The organism is Streptomyces sp. NPDC006655, assembly GCF_040703965.1.
Lineage (GTDB): Bacteria > Actinomycetota > Actinomycetes > Streptomycetales > Streptomycetaceae > Streptomyces.
On sequence record NZ_JBEYJU010000048.1, the window covers coordinates 34,876 to 50,468 of the forward strand.

The following is a 15,593-nucleotide window of genomic DNA, read 5'->3' on the forward strand; positions in this document are numbered from 1 at the left end:
CCGGCTTCGTGATCTGTGACGTGGGTCCCACCCCGGGGTGACCCGGCCTCGTCCGCGCGTTGACAGCCACAGCACGCCGGTAGGGTGGCCCGGTTGTCATACGGAGTCACCCGACCCTCGTACACCTCGCGACCCCCTACTACGGAGACCGTGACTACCACCGCCGCTTCCCCGTCCTCCTCCAACTCCCACCACCTGTCGCCGGCCTTCCCGGGCCGGGCGCCCTGGGGTACCGCCAGCAAACTGCGGGCCTGGCAGCAGGCGGCCATGGAGAAGTACGTCCAGGAGCAGCCGCGCGACTTCCTAGCCGTGGCCACGCCCGGCGCCGGCAAGACCACGTTCGCGTTGACGCTCGCCTCCTGGCTGCTGCACCACCACGTCGTGCAGCAGGTCACGGTCGTCGCCCCCACGGAGCACCTGAAGAAGCAGTGGGCGGAGGCCGCGGCCCGGATAGGGATCAAGCTGGACCCCGAGTACAGCGCCGGACCGCTCAGCCGCGAGTACGACGGGGTCGCCGTCACCTACGCCGGTGTCGGCGTGCGGCCCATGTTGCACCGCAACCGGTCCGAGCAGCGCAAGACCCTCGTCATCCTCGACGAGATCCACCACGCCGGTGACTCCAAGTCCTGGGGCGAGGCCTGCCTGGAGGCGTTCGAACCGGCCACCCGGCGGCTGGCCCTGACCGGTACGCCCTTCCGGTCCGACACCAACCCCATCCCCTTCGTGACCTACGAGGAGGGGCAGGACGGCATCCGGCGCTCCGCCGCCGACTACACGTACGGGTACGGCAACGCGCTCGCCGACCACGTCGTGCGCCCCGTCATCTTCCTCTCCTACAGCGGCAACATGCGCTGGCGCACCAAGGCCGGCGACGAGATCGCCGCCCGGCTCGGCGAGCCCATGACCAAGGACGCCGTCAGCCAGGCCTGGCGCACGGCGCTCGATCCGCGCGGCGAGTGGATGCCGGCCGTGCTGCGCGCCGCCGACCAGCGGCTGACCGAGGTGCGCAAGGGCATCCCGGACGCGGGCGCCCTCGTCATCGCCTCCGACCAGGACTCGGCCCGCGCCTACGCCAAGCTGATCCGCGAGATCACCGGGTCCAAGGCGACCCTGGTCCTCTCCGACGACACCGGCGCGTCCAAGCGGATCGACGACTTCAGCGCGAGCGACGACCGGTGGATGGTCGCCGTGCGCATGGTGTCCGAGGGCGTCGACGTCCCCCGGCTGGCCGTCGGCGTCTACGCCACCACCATCTCCACGCCGCTCTTCTTCGCGCAGGCCGTCGGGCGTTTCGTGCGGTCCAGGCGGCGCGGCGAGACCGCGTCGGTCTTCCTGCCGACCGTCCCGGACCTGCTGACCTTCGCCAACGAGATGGAGGTCGAGCGCGACCACGCCCTCGACAAGCCGAAGAAGGAGGGCGAGGAGGACCCGTACGCCGAGTCCGAGAAGGAGATGGAGGAGGCGAACAAGGAGCAGGACGAGGACACCGGCGAGCAGGAGCAGTTCGCCTTCGAGGCGCTGGAGTCCGAGGCCGTCTTCGACCGGGTCCTCTACGACGGCGCCGAGTTCGGCATGCAGGCCCACCCGGGGAGCGAGGAGGAGCAGGACTACCTCGGCATCCCCGGACTCCTCGAACCCGACCAGGTGCAGCTGCTGTTGCAGAAGCGGCAGGCCCGGCAGATCGCGCACAGCCGCAAGAAACCGGACACCGAGGCCGACCTCCTCGAACTCCCGGCGGAGCGGCGGCCTGTCGTCTCCCACAAGGAGATGATGGAACTGCGCAAGCAGCTGAACACGATGGTCAGCGCGTATGTGCACCAGAGCGGCAAACCGCACGGGGTGATCCACACGGAGCTGCGCCGGGTGTGCGGGGGACCGCCGAGCGCGGAGGCCACGGCCGGGCAGCTGCGGCAGCGGATCGCCAAGGTGCAGGAGTGGGCCACCCGGATGCGGTGACGCCGCGGGCACGGGGCGTATATAACGGCACATACCGAGGTGGTCCGTACCGGTCTCTGACCGGATTCTGGACGCAGACTTCCGCTCAGCGAACCCCCTTCGCTACTGTCCGGCTACGCACACGCCCCGTGGCAGCGCCGCCGCGGAGCGCAGCCGTGAAGCGACTGGGCCCGGAGCCGCCGGGCCGCCTTGCCGATCGGCGGCCTCTGAAGCGCGTCGCTGACGGGACTCGGTGACGCATCCGCCGCGTCGGAGGTTGCCGACCTCACCACTTAAGGAGTGGGCGTCGTGACCGCGGAGACCTCTCAGACGCTCGATCGGGGCCTCAGGGTCCTCAAACTGCTGGCCGATACGGACCACGGGCTGACCGTCACCGAGCTTTCCAACAGACTGGGCGTGAACCGGACCGTGGTGTACCGGTTGCTCGCCACGCTCGAACAGCATGCACTGGTACGGCGTGACCTGGGCGGCCGGGCCCGGGTCGGGCTGGGGGTGCTGCGCCTCGGGCGGCAGGTGCATCCGCTCGTACGGGAGGCCGCCCTGCCGGCGCTTCGTTCGCTCGCCGAGGACATCGGGGCGACCGCGCACCTGACGCTGGTCGACGGGGCCGAGGCCCTCGCGGTCGCGGTGGTCGAACCGAGCTGGACCGACTACCACGTGGCCTACCGGGCCGGGTTCCGGCATCCGCTGGACCGGGGGGCCGCCGGGCGGGCGATCCTGTCGGCCCGGCTGTCGCCGCGCGACGACCCCGGTTACACGCTGACGCACGGCGAGCTGGAGGCCGGGGCGAGCGGGGCCGCGGCTCCGCTGCTCGGGGTCACCGGGGTCGAGGGCAGCGTCGGGGTCGTGATGCTGGCCGACGCGGTGCCGGAACGGGTCGGGGCGCGGGTGGTGGACGCGGCCCGGGAGGTCGCGGAGGCGCTGCGCTGAGCCGGGGCGGTGGCCTGAACAGGTCGCCGCGTTAGATTGACTCCGTGCTCTCACGTCTCACGCGTCTCCAGGCCGTCGCCGTCTGCGCGGTTCCCGTCGTGGCCCTGCTCGGCGCGGCCGTCCTCGCGCCGCTGCCGTTCTCGGTGGCCCAGCCCGGGATGACGGCGAACGTCCTCGGCGACAACAAGGGCACCCCGGTGATCACCGTCGCCGGGGCGCCCACCCGCACGACCAGCGGGCAGCTGCGGATGACCACGATCGAGGCGACCGGGCCGGACGCGCGGGTGTCGCTGGGCGACGTCGTCGGCAACTGGTTCCGGACGGACCGGGCGGTGATGCCGCGCGACTCGGTGTACCCGAGCGGCGGCAACGTCAAGGAGATCGAGCAGCACAACACGGAGCAGATGCAGCAGTCGCAGGACGCGGCGGCCCAGGCGGCACTGAAGTACCTCGGGCTCAGCCCGAGCAAGGTCAAGGTGACGCTGAAGCTGGCCGACGTGGGCGGGCCGAGCGCGGGGCTGCTGTTCTCGCTCGGGGTCATCGACAAGCTCGACGGGAACGGCGGCGGAGGGGACCTCACCGGGGGGAAGAACATCGCCGGTACGGGGACCATCACCGCCGACGGCACCGTGGGGGCCGTCGGCGGGGTCGCGTTGAAGACGCAGGCGGCGCGGCGGGACGGGGCGACGGTGTTCCTGGTGCCGAAGGACGAGTGCGGCGAGGCGAAGGCGGAGCTGCCCCAGGGGTTGAGGCTGCTGCCGGTGACGACACTCAAGGGCGCCGTCTCCGACCTGATGGCGCTGGAGAAGGGGACGAAGGTCCCCAGCTGTTGAGTTCCGGGTGACTGGTGACGGGTGACTGGTGACTGGTGACTGGGGGCTGGGGGCTGGGGGCTGGTCGCGTCTCTAAAGGGGCGCCGATACCGGAACCGGGGTTGCCAGGCGCAGGCCGATCTGCACCAGGGTCCAGCCGACGCGGGTACGCAGGGCGCGGGGGCGTCGGGCCCGGCCGGCGAGGCGGTGGGCCTCGGCCTCGGCGTGGAGTTCCGCGGTGCGGGTGTGGTGCAGGGCGAGGTGGGTCTCGGGGTGCAGCATCGGGAGCCTCTCAGTCCGTCTCGATGGGGAAGAGGTGCGTGTGGATGCGTACGTGCGCCGCGCTGTCGTCCTCGACGGCCAGTTCGCGGTAGGTGTCGACGACCGCGTGCAGCTTCGCGATCAGCTCCTCGGTGAGTTCCGGCGTGAGCCGTAGCGTCGCGCTGCTCATGTCCCAGACGCGGTTCCACTCCTCGGGCCAGTCGGCGCGGCTGCCCAGCCAGGTGGACAGGTTCCTGATCTGGGCGGTGGCGACCTCGTGCAGGTACATGTCGGCGGCCCCGCGGACGACCGGGTCGGTGTGCGTGAGCAGGGAGTCGTCGAAGCGCAGACCCTGGTGCGCGGCCTGCCACCAGCGTTCCCGCCCCTTGCCCCGCTCGGGAGCGTCCACGACGAAGCCGTGTGCCGCGAGCTGACGCAGGTGGTAGCTGGTGGCGCCGCTCGACTCGCCCAGTTTCTCCGCGAGTTGGGAGGCGGTGGCCGGTCCGCCGAAGCGCAGGGCGTCCAGCAACTGCATCCGCAGGGGGTGCGCGAGCCCGCGCAGGGAGCGGGCGTCGAGATTGCGGACCTGGGGGTCCTCGGGCTCGGTCATGCGTCTGAGCGTAGCCATGCAAAGAGACCTTTGCAACGACTCTTTTGCATCCAGTCCTTTGCAACTCCCCTTCGCTCCGCCTCCTGTGCCGCTCAGTCCCCCTCGCTGTCCGCTGCCGCCTGCTCCACCAGGGGGATGACCCGCAGGGGTACCGGGTTCTCCATGACGATCGCCGTGGAGGCGCGGTCGATGCCGTCGAAGCCGACGACCCGGTCGATGACCCGTTGGAGGTCGGCGTTGGAGCGGGCCACCAGCCGGCACAGCATGTCCCCGGTGCCGGTGGTGGTGTGCAGTTCCAGCACCTCCGGCACCGTCGCCAGGTGCGCCCGCACGTCCGGTCCCTGGCCCTGCCGGATCTGGAGCGTGGCGAACGCGGTGACCGGGTAGCCGAGGGCCGCCGGATCCACCTGGGGGCCGAACCCCTGGATCACCCCGTTCGACTGGAGCCGGTCGAGCCGTGCCTGCACGGTCCCCCGGGCCACCCCCAGCCGCCGCGACATCTCCAGCACCCCGATCCGCGGCTCCCGGGCCAGCAGCACCAGGATCCGGCCGTCCAGATGATCGATCGCCATGCCCGCCTCCGAATGAGCACCCTGTACAGAAAGTCCGCTGAAACGCGCGTATCGCTGAGCATATTGTTCAGCTGAAACGCAAACTATTGCGCACCTTGTCGGCCCGGTTCACTCTTCGAGCATGACGCAGACCACACAGCACACTCCCGGCACGACGGTCCGGCAGGACGACCCCTTCCCGGTCCGGGGAATGGACGCGGTCGTCTTCGCCGTGGGCAACGCCAAGCAGGCGGCGCACTACTACTCCAGCGCCTTCGGCATGCGGCTGGTCGCGTACTCCGGACCGGAGAACGGCAGCCGCGAGACCGCGAGCTACGTGCTGGAGAACGGCTCGGCGAGGTTCGTCCTCACCTCCGTCATCAAGCCCGCCACCCCCTGGGGCCACTTCCTCGCCCAGCACGTCGCCGAGCACGGCGACGGGGTGGTCGACCTCGCCATCGAGGTCCCGGACGCCCGCCGCGCCTACGCGTACGCGATCGAGCACGGCGCCCGTTCGGTGGCCGAGCCCTACGAGCTGAAGGACGAGCACGGCACGGTGGTGCTGGCCGCGATCGCCACCTACGGCGAGACCCGCCACACCCTGGTCGAACGCACCGGCTACGACGGCCCCTACCTGCCGGGGTTCACCGCCGCGTCCCCGATCGTCGAACCCCCGGCCCGCCGCACCTTCCAGGCCGTCGACCACTGCGTCGGCAACGTCGAACTCGGCCGCATGAACGACTGGGTGGACTTCTACCACCGGGTCATGGGCTTCTCGAACATGAAGGAGTTCGTCGGCGACGACATCGCCACCGAGTACAGCGCGCTGATGTCCAAGGTGGTCGCCGACGGAACCCTCAAGGTCAAGTTCCCGATCAACGAACCGGCCATCGCCAAGAAGAAGTCCCAGATCGACGAGTACCTGGAGTTCTACGGCGGCGCGGGCGTCCAGCACATCGCGCTCAACACCAACGACATCGTCGAGTCCGTACGGACCATGCGCGCGGCCGGCGTCGAGTTCCTCGACACCCCGGACAGCTACTACGACACCCTCGGCGAGTGGGTCGGCGACACCCGGGTGCCGATCGACACCCTGCGCGAGCTGAAGATCCTCGCCGACCGCGACGAGGACGGCTACCTGCTGCAGATCTTCACCAAGCCGGTCCAGGACCGCCCGACGGTCTTCTTCGAGATCATCGAACGGCACGGCTCGATGGGCTTCGGCAAGGGCAACTTCAAGGCCCTCTTCGAGGCGATCGAACGGGAGCAGGACCGCCGCGGCAACCTCTAGCCGGTGCAGGCCGGGGAGGGGCCGCCGTCAGCCCGGCAGTGGCTCCTCCGGAGGTTCCTCGCCCAGTGCCGCCAGGGCCGATCGCGCCACCGGGGCCTGCAGCGGGGAGAAGTACGGGTTGACGCGCAGCGCGTCCTGGAGGTGGCGGCGGGCCGGGGCGTCCTCGTCCAGGTCGCGTTCGATCATGCCCCGGTGGAAGGCGTACAGGGCGCTGCGCACCCCGCCGCCCTTCGTCGAGTCCGTGGCGATCGACGCGTACCGCAGGGCCTCCTGGTCGTCGCCGGTCCGGTGCAGCGCCCAGCCCAGCGCGTCCGCGACCTCGATGCCGGGCTGCCGCTCCCACTCGGCGGTCAGCCGCTGCACGCCCTCCTCGGGGTCCCCGTGGTCCGCCTCGTACTGCCCGATCAGCAGATCGTCGTCGACCCCGGCGGCCAGCTCCTTCTCCACCTGGGTCCGCATCAGCCCGAACTGCGTGTGCGCCTGCCGGTCCATCCCCGACGACTCGTACAGCTCGGCCAGCTCCAGCGAGACCCGCGGCGCGGCCCCGTGGGCGAGGGCCTCCCGGTACGCGGTCAGCGCGTCCTGGGTGCGGCCCAGCGCGGCCAGCGCCCGCCCCTGCCCGGCGCGCGCGGCCCACTGGTCGGCGTCGAGGCGTACGGCCGCCTCGAAGTGCCGCAGCGCCTCCTCCCGTTCGCCCCGCTCCCAGGCCAGCTGCCCGGCCTGGGTCAGGTACGCGGCCTGCTCGACGGGCGTCCCCGCGGCCGCCGCCGCGTCCGTCACCTGGGCCACCGCGTCCTCGCGCCAGCCCCGGTCCCGGTACACCGCGGAGGCCCGCGCCATCACGGCCGGTTTCACCGCCGCCCCCACCTTCAGCGCCATCAGCTTGTCCAGCGCGGCGCGGGCCGCCTTGTAGTCGCCGAGCCCGTCGCAGGCGTCGATCAGCACCGGATAGGTCGCCCACCGCTTCGGCGCCGCCTTCAGGGCCTCCTCCGCGTACTTCCGGCCCTCGGTGAAGTCCCGGCGCGCGTTCGCCAGCGCGGCGAGCCCGCCCAGCGCCTCGGTGTCGCCCTTCGCGGCCACCTGGAGCGAGGTCCGCAGCGCCTGTTCGGCCTTCGGGTAGTCGGCGGTCCCGTCCGTCCGCCCGGCCCTCGCCACGTACGCGGCCCCCAGCACCGCCCAGGCCCGCGCGTCCTTCGGATGCTCCCGCACCCGCAGCTCCCGGGCGCCGATGAGCGCGGTGAGGTCGGGCAGGGCGGCCGGCCGGCCGTCGAGGACGGCCGCCTGCACCGCCGCCGCCCGCGCGCCCGCGAAGGCGGGGGGTCCGGCCGCCGGCCGCGGTGCGGCGGCCCGGTGCGGCTCGCGCGGCCACAGCAGCAGCGTCCCGCCCGCCGCCACCCCGCAGGCCAGCGCGACGACCAGCAGCCGCCGCAGCACCCGGCCCCGGTGGCGCGGCGGACCGGGCTCCGCGAGCAGCGACGTACCGGGCCCGGACTGTCGGTTCTCGAGCGCGCACATGCCGCTCACTGTGCGTCAATACGACCACGGCATCCGGGCGGCCCAAGGACGGACCCTGTGGGGTTCACACCGATGGCCCCGGGTGCGACGCTGTGATCATGAGCCGTATCGAAGCGCCTCGGGACGAAGCCACCAGCAACCTCACCGACCGGCTCCTCGCGGGTCTGCCGGCCGACGCGGTGCTCGTCGACCCCGACGTGACCGCCTCCTACGCCAACGACATGGCGAGCTTCTGCCCGGCGGGCACGCCGGCCGTCGTCGTGCTGCCGCGCACGGTCGAACAGGTCCAGCACGTCATGCGCGTCGCCACCGAGCTGCGCGTCCCGGTCGTCCCGCAGGGCGCCCGCACCGGCCTGTCCGGCGGCGCCAACGCAGTCGACGGCTGCATCGCGCTGTCCCTGACCCGGATGGACCGCATCCTGGAGATCTCGCCGGTGGACCGCGTCGCGGTCGTCGAACCCGGCGTCGTCAACGCCGCCCTCTCCCGGGCGGTCGAGGAACACGGCCTGTCCTACCCGCCGGACCCCTCCAGCTGGGAGACGTGCACGATCGGCGGGAACATCGGCACCGCCTCGGGCGGCCTGTGCTGTGTGAAGTACGGGGTGACCGCCGAGTACGTCCTCGGTCTGGACGTCGTCCTCGCCGACGGCCGGCTGATGTCCACCGGCAGACGGACGGCGAAGGGCGTCGCGGGCTACGACCTCACCCGGCTCTTCGTCGGCTCCGAGGGCTCCCTCGGCATCGTCGTACGCGCCGTGCTCGCGCTGAAGCCCCGGCCGCCGCAGCAGCTGGTGCTGGCCGCCGAGTTCGCCTCCGCGGCCGCCGCCTGCGACGCGGTGTGCCGGATCATGGCGGGCGGGCACGTCCCGTCCCTCCTCGAACTGATGGACCGCACGACCGTGCGGGCCGTCAACGAACTCACCCACATGGGCCTGCCCGAGTCCACCGAGGCCCTGCTGCTCGCCGCGTTCGACACCCCGGACCCCGCCGCGGACCTCGCCGCCCTCGGCAGGCTCTGCGAGGCCGCGGGCGCCACCCAGGTGGTCCCGGCCGACGACGCCGCCGAGTCCGAACTCCTCCTCCAGGCCCGCCGCTCCTCGCTGATCGCCCTGGAGAAGGTCAAGGGCACCACGATGATCGACGACGTGTGCGTGCCGCGCTCCCGGCTCGGCGACATGCTCGAAGGGGTGGAGCGCATCGCCGAGAAGCACCGGCTGACCATCGGGGTCGTCGCGCACGCCGGAGACGGCAACACCCACCCCACCGTCTGCTTCGACGCCCAGGACCCCGACGAACGCGCCCGCGCCCGCGAGTCCTTCGACGAGATCATGGCCCTCGGCCTGGAACTCGGCGGCACCATCACCGGCGAACACGGCGTCGGCGTCCTGAAGAAGGAGTGGCTGGCCCAGGAGATCGGACCGGTGGGCGTTCAGATGCAGCGGGCCGTCAAGGACGTCTTCGACCCGCTGGGCATCCTCAATCCCGGCAAGCTGTTCTGAACCCATCCGCCGGCGGCCTCACTGGGCGAGCAGCTGGTCGAGAGCGTCGTCGATCCCCAGCCGCGCGCCCTCGGTCCCCGGCGGCACGGCGCGCAGCGTCCGCTCCAGCCAGGCGGACACCTGGGCGGTCGGCGCCTCCAGGAGGGCGTCACCGTCGGGTGAACTCAGCGCCATCAGCACGACGCTGCGGCCCTCCGCCTTCGTCGGCCACACCCGCACGTCCCCGTGCCCGCTCGGCCGGAACACCCCTTCCACCAGCAGGTCGCGGGCGAACGTCCAGTGGACCGGGGACTCCGACGTGATGTGGAAGCTGACATGGACCGCGTAGGGGTCGTCGGAGCGGTAGCGGAGCCGGGCCGGGACCGGGATGCTCCGCTCGGGGGACAGGATGAGCCGCAGCTCCAGTTCGCGTTCCACGACGGTGTGATGCATGGCGTCCGTTTCCTCTCTCGATCAGTCGTACGGGCACCGGTGGCGGGGCCCGTACGAGTGGAGAGCCGCTGGGGGCGCGAGCATTACGCGGGTTCCGGGAAATTTTCTTCCGATGGGGTGAAGGGGGTGCACAGGGCTGCCCGGAAAGGGGCGGGTCCTGCGGGACTGGCGGTGACGGGCACCCGGGTCTGATAGATGTGGAGGCTCCCACACGACCCCCGAGCAGATACGGGACGACGGACATGAGCGCCCCAACTCCGGCACCCGGTGACGAACGGCCCCGCGAGGGCTACTACCCGGACCCGTCCATCCCCGGCTACGTCCGTTACTGGAACGGTGCCGCGTGGGTGCCGGGCACCAGCCGTCCGGCCCCGGCCGCCGGTGAACCGCTCAGCCCTCCGCCCGGCTCCCGGCCTGCGGCACCCGCCTCCGTCGAGGAGACCGGCCCGCACTTCTTCGACGAGGACCCGCAGCCGCCGACGGCCTCCGGCTGGACGGCCGAGGGGGCCGCCTGGGGCACCGACCCGCGGTCGGCGCCGGGCTCGCCGCCCCGGCCCGACGGCCGGTCCTTTCGCACCGACGGCACGGCGACGATCCCGCCCGCGGACGAGGGGGACCTCGACGACGGCGGCACGTTCGTCTTCCGTAGGCCGACGGTCGGCCCCGCGGGCACCCGACCCCCCGTGGACGACGGGACGATGACCTTCCGCCCGGTCCGGGACGAGTCCCCGCCGAACCGGGGGACGGACCCCGGGTCCCAGGGCGGCGCCGGAGCGCCGGGCGCGGCGGGTGGCGCCCCCGGCTCGGGCGGCCACGGCGGTCAGCGTTCCGGGGGGTCCGGTGACGCGGCCGGTTTCGGTGACGCGGCCGGTTTCGGGGGCCAGGGCGGCCGGGGTCCCGCCGGTTCCGCCGGGTTCGGTGCCCAGGGGCCCGTCGGTGCGCCCGGTGCCACCGGTGGGGCCGTTCCCGGGCGGCCCGGCTTCGGTGCCGGGAAGGCCGCCGTGGAACGGGCCGCCGCGGCCCTGCCGTTGCCCGCGGGCCCCGCCGTCGCCCCCGCCGTACCCCCGCAGTCCGCCGGGCCGGATCCCGCGCCCGCCCTGCCCGTCGCTCCGATGGCCGCCGGTTCCGGGGGCGGACAGTCCTCGTGGCCGCAGCAGGTGCACCGGCTCGCCGGTGACCAGCAGGTCGCGCCCTGGAAGCCGCCGGTGGAGGACGTCTTCCAGGCCGCCGCCCGACGCCAGGCGGCGGCCCGCCCCGCCGGGCTCGGCAGGCGGTTCGGCGCTCGGCTCGTCGACAGCCTGCTCGTCGGCATGGTGACCGCGGTCGCCGCCGTACCGCTCGGCACCAAGGCCGCCGACCACGTCCAGGACAAGATCGACGCGGCCAAGCTGTCCGGCCGTACCGAGACCGTATGGCTGCTCGACGGCACCACGGGCCTGTACCTGGGCGTCGTGCTCGCCGTCCTGCTCGTCGCGGGCGTCCTCTACGAGGTGCTGCCCACCGCCAAGTGGGGCCGCACGCTCGGCAAGAAGCTGTTCGGCCTGGAGGTGCGCGACATCGAGGGCCACGAGCCGCCGGGCTTCGGCGCCTCGCTGCGCCGCTGGCTGGTGTACACCGTGCCGGGGCTGCTCGGCATCGGGATCGTCGGGGTCGCCTGGTGCCTGTTCGACCGCCCCTGGCACCAGTGCTGGCACGACAAGGCCGCGCACACCTTCGTAGCGGGCGCATGACCCGTACGGCCGCTCGCCGGATGCGGACCCGGCCGCCGCGCGTTCCACTCGGGCCATGAGCACCGAACCGCCCCCGCCCCCGGGTCCTGGAGAGCCGCCGGAAGAAGACCCGTTCAGGAAGCCGCCCTCGCCCGGCCGGGACGAGGGCCGGGGCGCGGGCTCGCCGTACGACGCCCCGTACGGCGGCGCACACCCCCCGCCGCCCTCCTACGGCGGCGGCCCCTACGGGGGCGGTCCCTACGACGGCGGCGGCTACGGTGGCGGCGGTCCTGGCGGCTCCCCGGCCGATCCGCTCGCCGGCATGCCCCCGCTCGCGGACAGCGGCAGGCGCACCCTCGCCCGCATCATCGACATGATCCTGGTGCTCATCGTGGTCTGGCTGATCACCCTGGTCTTCGGCGTGCGCGAGTACGAGGTGAACAGCGACCGGGTCGCGGTCGGCAAGTCCCTCGCGCAGTCGATCGTCGCCTGTGTCCTGTTCGTCGCGTACGACACCCTGCTGATCGCGAAGTCGGGGCAGACCCTCGGCAAGAAGTGGCTGGGCATGCGGGTCGCCAACCTGAGCGACGGCGCCACGCCCTCGACCCGGACCTCCCTGGTCCGCGCCCTGGTGCTCTGGGTGCCGTTCGCCTTCTGCTGCGCCTGTGTCTGGACGGTGATCTGCGGCGGCTGGAGCTTCTTCGACAAGCCGTACAAGCAGGGACTGCACGACAAGGCGGGCAAGACGGTCGTCGTCAGCACGAGATAGCGAAGGGGAGGGCGCACAGGCAGCCGGCGGGGCCGCTCTCACGGCTTCGCCGGCTGTCGGCCGTCGGTGCGGGCGTCAGGGGGCGGTGCGCTCCCGGACGGGCTCGGCCGTGGTGGCGGCCACGGTCTCCCGGTGCACGGGGACCCGCACGCCGGGCGGTGCGGAAGGGGCGGGCTCGGACCGGGCGACCGTGCGCGGCCGGGGGAGCGGGACCGTCATGGCCACCAGCAGTCCCAGACCGAGCGCGGCGAGCGCGATGACCGCGATCCCGATGCCCGAACTCGTCTGTGACAGCAGCAGCATGGCGAGCGTCGAGCAGATCACGGTGCAGGAACCGTAGACGAGCTGTGCCGGGGTCGGACGAGGCATGGCAATCGTGTCCTCGGGAGATGTGGAGGTGAGACGGGGAGCAGGCCTGGCATTTCACCGGCTTCCGGGCGTTCCACCATTCGACTCTATTCGCGTGTGTGCCCGAGCGGAACGACCGGTAAGCGTGACCTAACCCACGGTACCGGTGCACAGGGGGCGCACGGTCGCATGCGTCTCGCCAACTGGATGCATATGCGCGCCGGTTATCCATGTCCGGCTCCGGGCCGGAGTGTCCGTAAAGCGAACTTCAGCTCCGCATACTGGAATTGGATGGCCTGAGTCAAGGTCTGTCTTTTCTCGTAAACCAGTAGTCAAATGACGTCACTTGAATCGACGCGTTGATCGTGCGCGCACGGACCCCCAACCATCACCCGGTCCCCCTTCCGTGCGCGCGGCGCGGGGGAGGAACTCAAGTGACCAGCAGACCCTGGACGTTCAGAGCAATCGCCGTCGGCGTGACGCTCGCGACCGCCTCCGCAGGTTTCGCCACCTTCGCGGTCGCGCAGGCGGCGACCCCGGCGAAGAGTGCCACCGTCGACCGGCACGACCCGTCGGCGAAGCAGGACGAGCACGACCTGGACGGCCCGCTGAGCAAGACTCAGGAGGCCCAGCGCCAGGAGGCCCTCGACCAGGTCATATCCGGTAAGGCCCAGGTCAAGGACCGGGACGGCTCCAAGGTCGTCCAGCTGAAGGGCAAGAAGGGCGGCAGCAAGTACGTCGAGCTCGGGCGGGAGAAGACGGACAAGATCTTCACCATCCTGGTCGAGTTCGGGGACCAGACCGACCCCCGGTACAACGGCACGGCCGGCCCGCTGCACAACCAGATAGCCCAGCCCGACCGGACCAAGGACAACTCCACGGCCTGGCAGGCGGACTACAACCAGCAGCACTTCCAGGACCTCTACTTCGGCACCGGCAAGAACACCGAGTCGCTGAAGAAGTACTACGAGAAGCAGTCCTCGGGCCGCTACTCGGTCGACGGTGAGGTCACCGACTGGGTCAAGGTCCCCTACAACGAGGCCCGTTACGGCAACAACGCCTGCGGCTCCACCACCTGCTCCAGCGTGTGGAACCTGGTGCGCGACGGCCTGAACGCCTGGGTCGCCGACCAGAAGGCGGCCGGCGAGTCCGACGCCGCGATCAAGGCGGACCTCGCCCAGTACGACCAGTGGGACCGCTACGACTACGACGGCGACGGCAACTTCAACGAGCCGGACGGCTACGTCGACCACTTCCAGATCGTGCACGCCGGTGAGGACGAGTCCGCGGGCGGCGGCGCCCAGGGCACCGACGCGATCTGGGCGCACCGCTGGTACGCCTTCGGCACCGACGCCGGCGCCACCGGCCCGGCGGACAACAAGCTCGGCGGCACCCAGGTCGGCAACACCGGCGTCTGGGTCGGCGACTACACGATGCAGCCGGAGAACGGCGGCCTCGGCGTCTACGCCCACGAGTACGGCCACGACCTCGGCCTGCCGGACGAGTACGACACCGACGGCGGCGAGAACTCCACCGGTTTCTGGACCCTGATGTCCTCCGGCTCCTGGCTGGGCACCGGCAAGGAGGCCATCGGCGACCTGCCGGGCGACATGAACGCCTGGGACAAGCTCCAGCTGGGCTGGCTGAACTACGACACGGCCAAGGCCGGCACCCGGTCCAGCCACAAGCTGGGCGTCGCCGAGTACAACACGAAGAACAAGCAGGCCCTGGTGGTCTCGCTGCCCGACAAGGCGGTCACGACCACGGTCGTCACCCCCGCCCAGGGCTCGTCCCAGTGGTGGAGCGGCAGCGGCAACGACCTGAAGAACACGCTGACCCGTGACGTCGACCTCACCGGCAAGTCGTCCGCGACGCTCTCGCTGGACGGTTGGTACGACATCGAGGCGAACTACGACTACCTCTACGCCGAGGTGTCCACCGACGGCGGCGCCAACTGGACCGCCCTGGACGGCACGGTCAACGGCACGGCCATCCCTCGCGACGGCAGCGACAAGCCGGCGCTCACCGGTTCGATCGACGCGTACGCCAAGCTGTCGTACCCGCTGGACGCCTACGCGGGCCAGAAGATCCAGCTCCGCTTCCGTTACCAGACCGACGGCGGGGTGGCCCTGAAGGGCTTCGCGGCCGACGAGATCACGGTGACGGCCGACAGTTCGACCGTCTTCTCCGACAACGCCGAGACGGCGGACCCCGCGTGGACCGCGGCCGGCTTCTCCCGGATCGGCGCGTCCTTCACCAAGGACTACGCGCAGTACTACATCGCGGAGAACCGCCAGTACGTGTCGTACGACAAGACCCTCAAGGTCGGCCCGTACAACTTCGGCTTCTCGACGACCCGTCCGGACTGGGTGGAGCACTACCCGTACCAGAACGGCCTGTTGATCTGGAAGTGGGACACCTCCGAGGCTGACAACAACACGCACACGGGCGACGGCGGTCACCCGGGCACCGGTCTGATCCTCCCGGTCGACTCCCACCCGGCGCCGCTGAAGTGGTCCGACGGCACGCTGATGCGCAACCGCGTCCAGGCCTACGACTCGCCGTTCAGCCTCTACTCGACCGACGGCATCACGCTGCACAAGGCGGACGTCGCGACGAAGATCAAGGGGGCGCGCGGGGTGCCGGTCTTCGACGACCACGCCAGCACGTACTACGACCCGTCGAACCCGACCGCCGGTGTCAAGATCACTGACACCAACACCAAGATCAAGATCGTCAAGGAGGCGCGAGACGGCTCCACGATCTCCCTCCAGGTCGGCCCCGCGGTGAAGTAGTTCCAATAACCGCAGGTCAGACGCGTATCGGCGGCAACCCCTTGGCGGGTCGCCGCCGATCGTGTTTAGGTGCGTCCTGTGACTTTCTTATTGACACCGACGCACACGGGGGTGT

General features: G+C 71.4%; 14 protein-coding genes. 8 read left to right on the forward strand and 6 right to left on the reverse strand.

Annotated features, from left to right (window positions below):
* Positions 1-150 precede the first annotated feature (150 nt).
* The 3 genes from AB0958_RS26085 to AB0958_RS26095 all read left to right on the forward strand — a co-directional run bounded on the left by AB0958_RS26085 (position 151) and on the right by AB0958_RS26095 (position 3,719).
* Positions 151-1,956: a DEAD/DEAH box helicase gene (locus AB0958_RS26085; RefSeq protein WP_366892878.1), complete on the forward strand. Its 1,806-nt coding sequence runs from the start codon at positions 151-153 to the stop codon at positions 1,954-1,956.
* A gap of 288 nt (positions 1,957-2,244) precedes the next feature.
* Positions 2,245-2,886 carry a helix-turn-helix domain-containing protein gene (locus tag AB0958_RS26090; protein WP_360513204.1) on the forward strand — a complete coding sequence of 214 codons (642 nt, stop codon included), beginning with the start codon at positions 2,245-2,247 and terminating at the stop codon, positions 2,884-2,886.
* 44 nt (positions 2,887-2,930) lie between these two features.
* The gene (locus AB0958_RS26095) at positions 2,931-3,719 is read left to right on the forward strand and encodes a S16 family serine protease (protein WP_366892879.1); all 789 of its coding nucleotides are present in this window, start codon (positions 2,931-2,933) and stop codon (positions 3,717-3,719) included.
* 72 nt (positions 3,720-3,791) lie between these two features.
* On the opposite strand, the gene AB0958_RS26100 is transcribed toward AB0958_RS26095, so the two are convergent.
* The 3 genes from AB0958_RS26100 to AB0958_RS26110 all read right to left on the reverse strand — a co-directional run bounded on the left by AB0958_RS26100 (position 3,792) and on the right by AB0958_RS26110 (position 5,141).
* Complete coding sequence (locus AB0958_RS26100) at positions 3,792-3,977, reverse strand: hypothetical protein (protein ID WP_366892906.1); 186 nt, start codon at positions 3,975-3,977, stop codon at positions 3,792-3,794.
* A 13-nt stretch (positions 3,978-3,990) separates the two neighbouring features.
* Positions 3,991-4,569: a helix-turn-helix domain-containing protein gene (locus AB0958_RS26105; RefSeq protein ID WP_366892880.1), complete on the reverse strand. Its 579-nt coding sequence runs from the start codon at positions 4,567-4,569 to the stop codon at positions 3,991-3,993.
* Between the two features lie 92 nt (positions 4,570-4,661).
* Positions 4,662-5,141 (reverse strand): Lrp/AsnC family transcriptional regulator, encoded by a 480-nt coding sequence (locus AB0958_RS26110; protein ID WP_366892881.1) that lies wholly within the window; start codon positions 5,139-5,141, stop codon positions 4,662-4,664.
* Positions 5,142-5,262: 121 nt separating this feature from the next.
* On the opposite strand from AB0958_RS26110, the gene hppD reads away from it, so the two are divergent.
* Entirely contained in the window at positions 5,263-6,411 is a 1,149-nt protein-coding gene (gene hppD, locus AB0958_RS26115; RefSeq protein WP_366892882.1) for a 4-hydroxyphenylpyruvate dioxygenase, read from the forward strand.
* A gap of 27 nt (positions 6,412-6,438) precedes the next feature.
* Here the strand turns inward: hppD and AB0958_RS26120 are convergent, their stop codons facing one another.
* The gene (locus AB0958_RS26120) at positions 6,439-7,926 is read right to left on the reverse strand and encodes a hypothetical protein (RefSeq protein ID WP_366892883.1); all 1,488 of its coding nucleotides are present in this window, start codon (positions 7,924-7,926) and stop codon (positions 6,439-6,441) included.
* Positions 7,927-8,018: 92 nt separating this feature from the next.
* Here AB0958_RS26120 and AB0958_RS26125 point away from each other — a divergent pair, with 92 nt between their 5' ends.
* Positions 8,019-9,425: an FAD-linked oxidase C-terminal domain-containing protein gene (locus AB0958_RS26125; protein ID WP_366892884.1), complete on the forward strand. Its 1,407-nt coding sequence runs from the start codon at positions 8,019-8,021 to the stop codon at positions 9,423-9,425.
* A gap of 18 nt (positions 9,426-9,443) precedes the next feature.
* Here the strand turns inward: AB0958_RS26125 and AB0958_RS26130 are convergent, their stop codons facing one another.
* On the reverse strand, positions 9,444-9,857 hold the full coding sequence (locus tag AB0958_RS26130) for an SsgA family sporulation/cell division regulator (RefSeq protein ID WP_366892886.1): 414 nt from the start codon (positions 9,855-9,857) through the stop codon (positions 9,444-9,446).
* A gap of 242 nt (positions 9,858-10,099) precedes the next feature.
* Between AB0958_RS26130 and AB0958_RS26135 the strand changes: the two genes are divergently transcribed.
* Positions 10,100-11,587, forward strand: coding sequence for an RDD family protein (locus tag AB0958_RS26135; protein ID WP_366892887.1), 1,488 nt, complete (start codon positions 10,100-10,102; stop codon positions 11,585-11,587).
* Positions 11,588-11,642: 55 nt separating this feature from the next.
* Complete coding sequence (locus tag AB0958_RS26140; RefSeq protein ID WP_366892888.1) at positions 11,643-12,335, forward strand: RDD family protein; 693 nt, start codon at positions 11,643-11,645, stop codon at positions 12,333-12,335.
* Between the two features lie 75 nt (positions 12,336-12,410).
* On the opposite strand, the gene AB0958_RS26145 is transcribed toward AB0958_RS26140, so the two are convergent.
* On the reverse strand, positions 12,411-12,704 hold the full coding sequence (locus tag AB0958_RS26145; protein ID WP_366892889.1) for a hypothetical protein: 294 nt from the start codon (positions 12,702-12,704) through the stop codon (positions 12,411-12,413).
* Positions 12,705-13,117: 413 nt separating this feature from the next.
* Here AB0958_RS26145 and AB0958_RS26150 point away from each other — a divergent pair, with 413 nt between their 5' ends.
* The gene (locus tag AB0958_RS26150) at positions 13,118-15,478 is read left to right on the forward strand and encodes an immune inhibitor A domain-containing protein (protein ID WP_366892890.1); all 2,361 of its coding nucleotides are present in this window, start codon (positions 13,118-13,120) and stop codon (positions 15,476-15,478) included.
* Positions 15,479-15,593 lie beyond the last annotated feature (115 nt).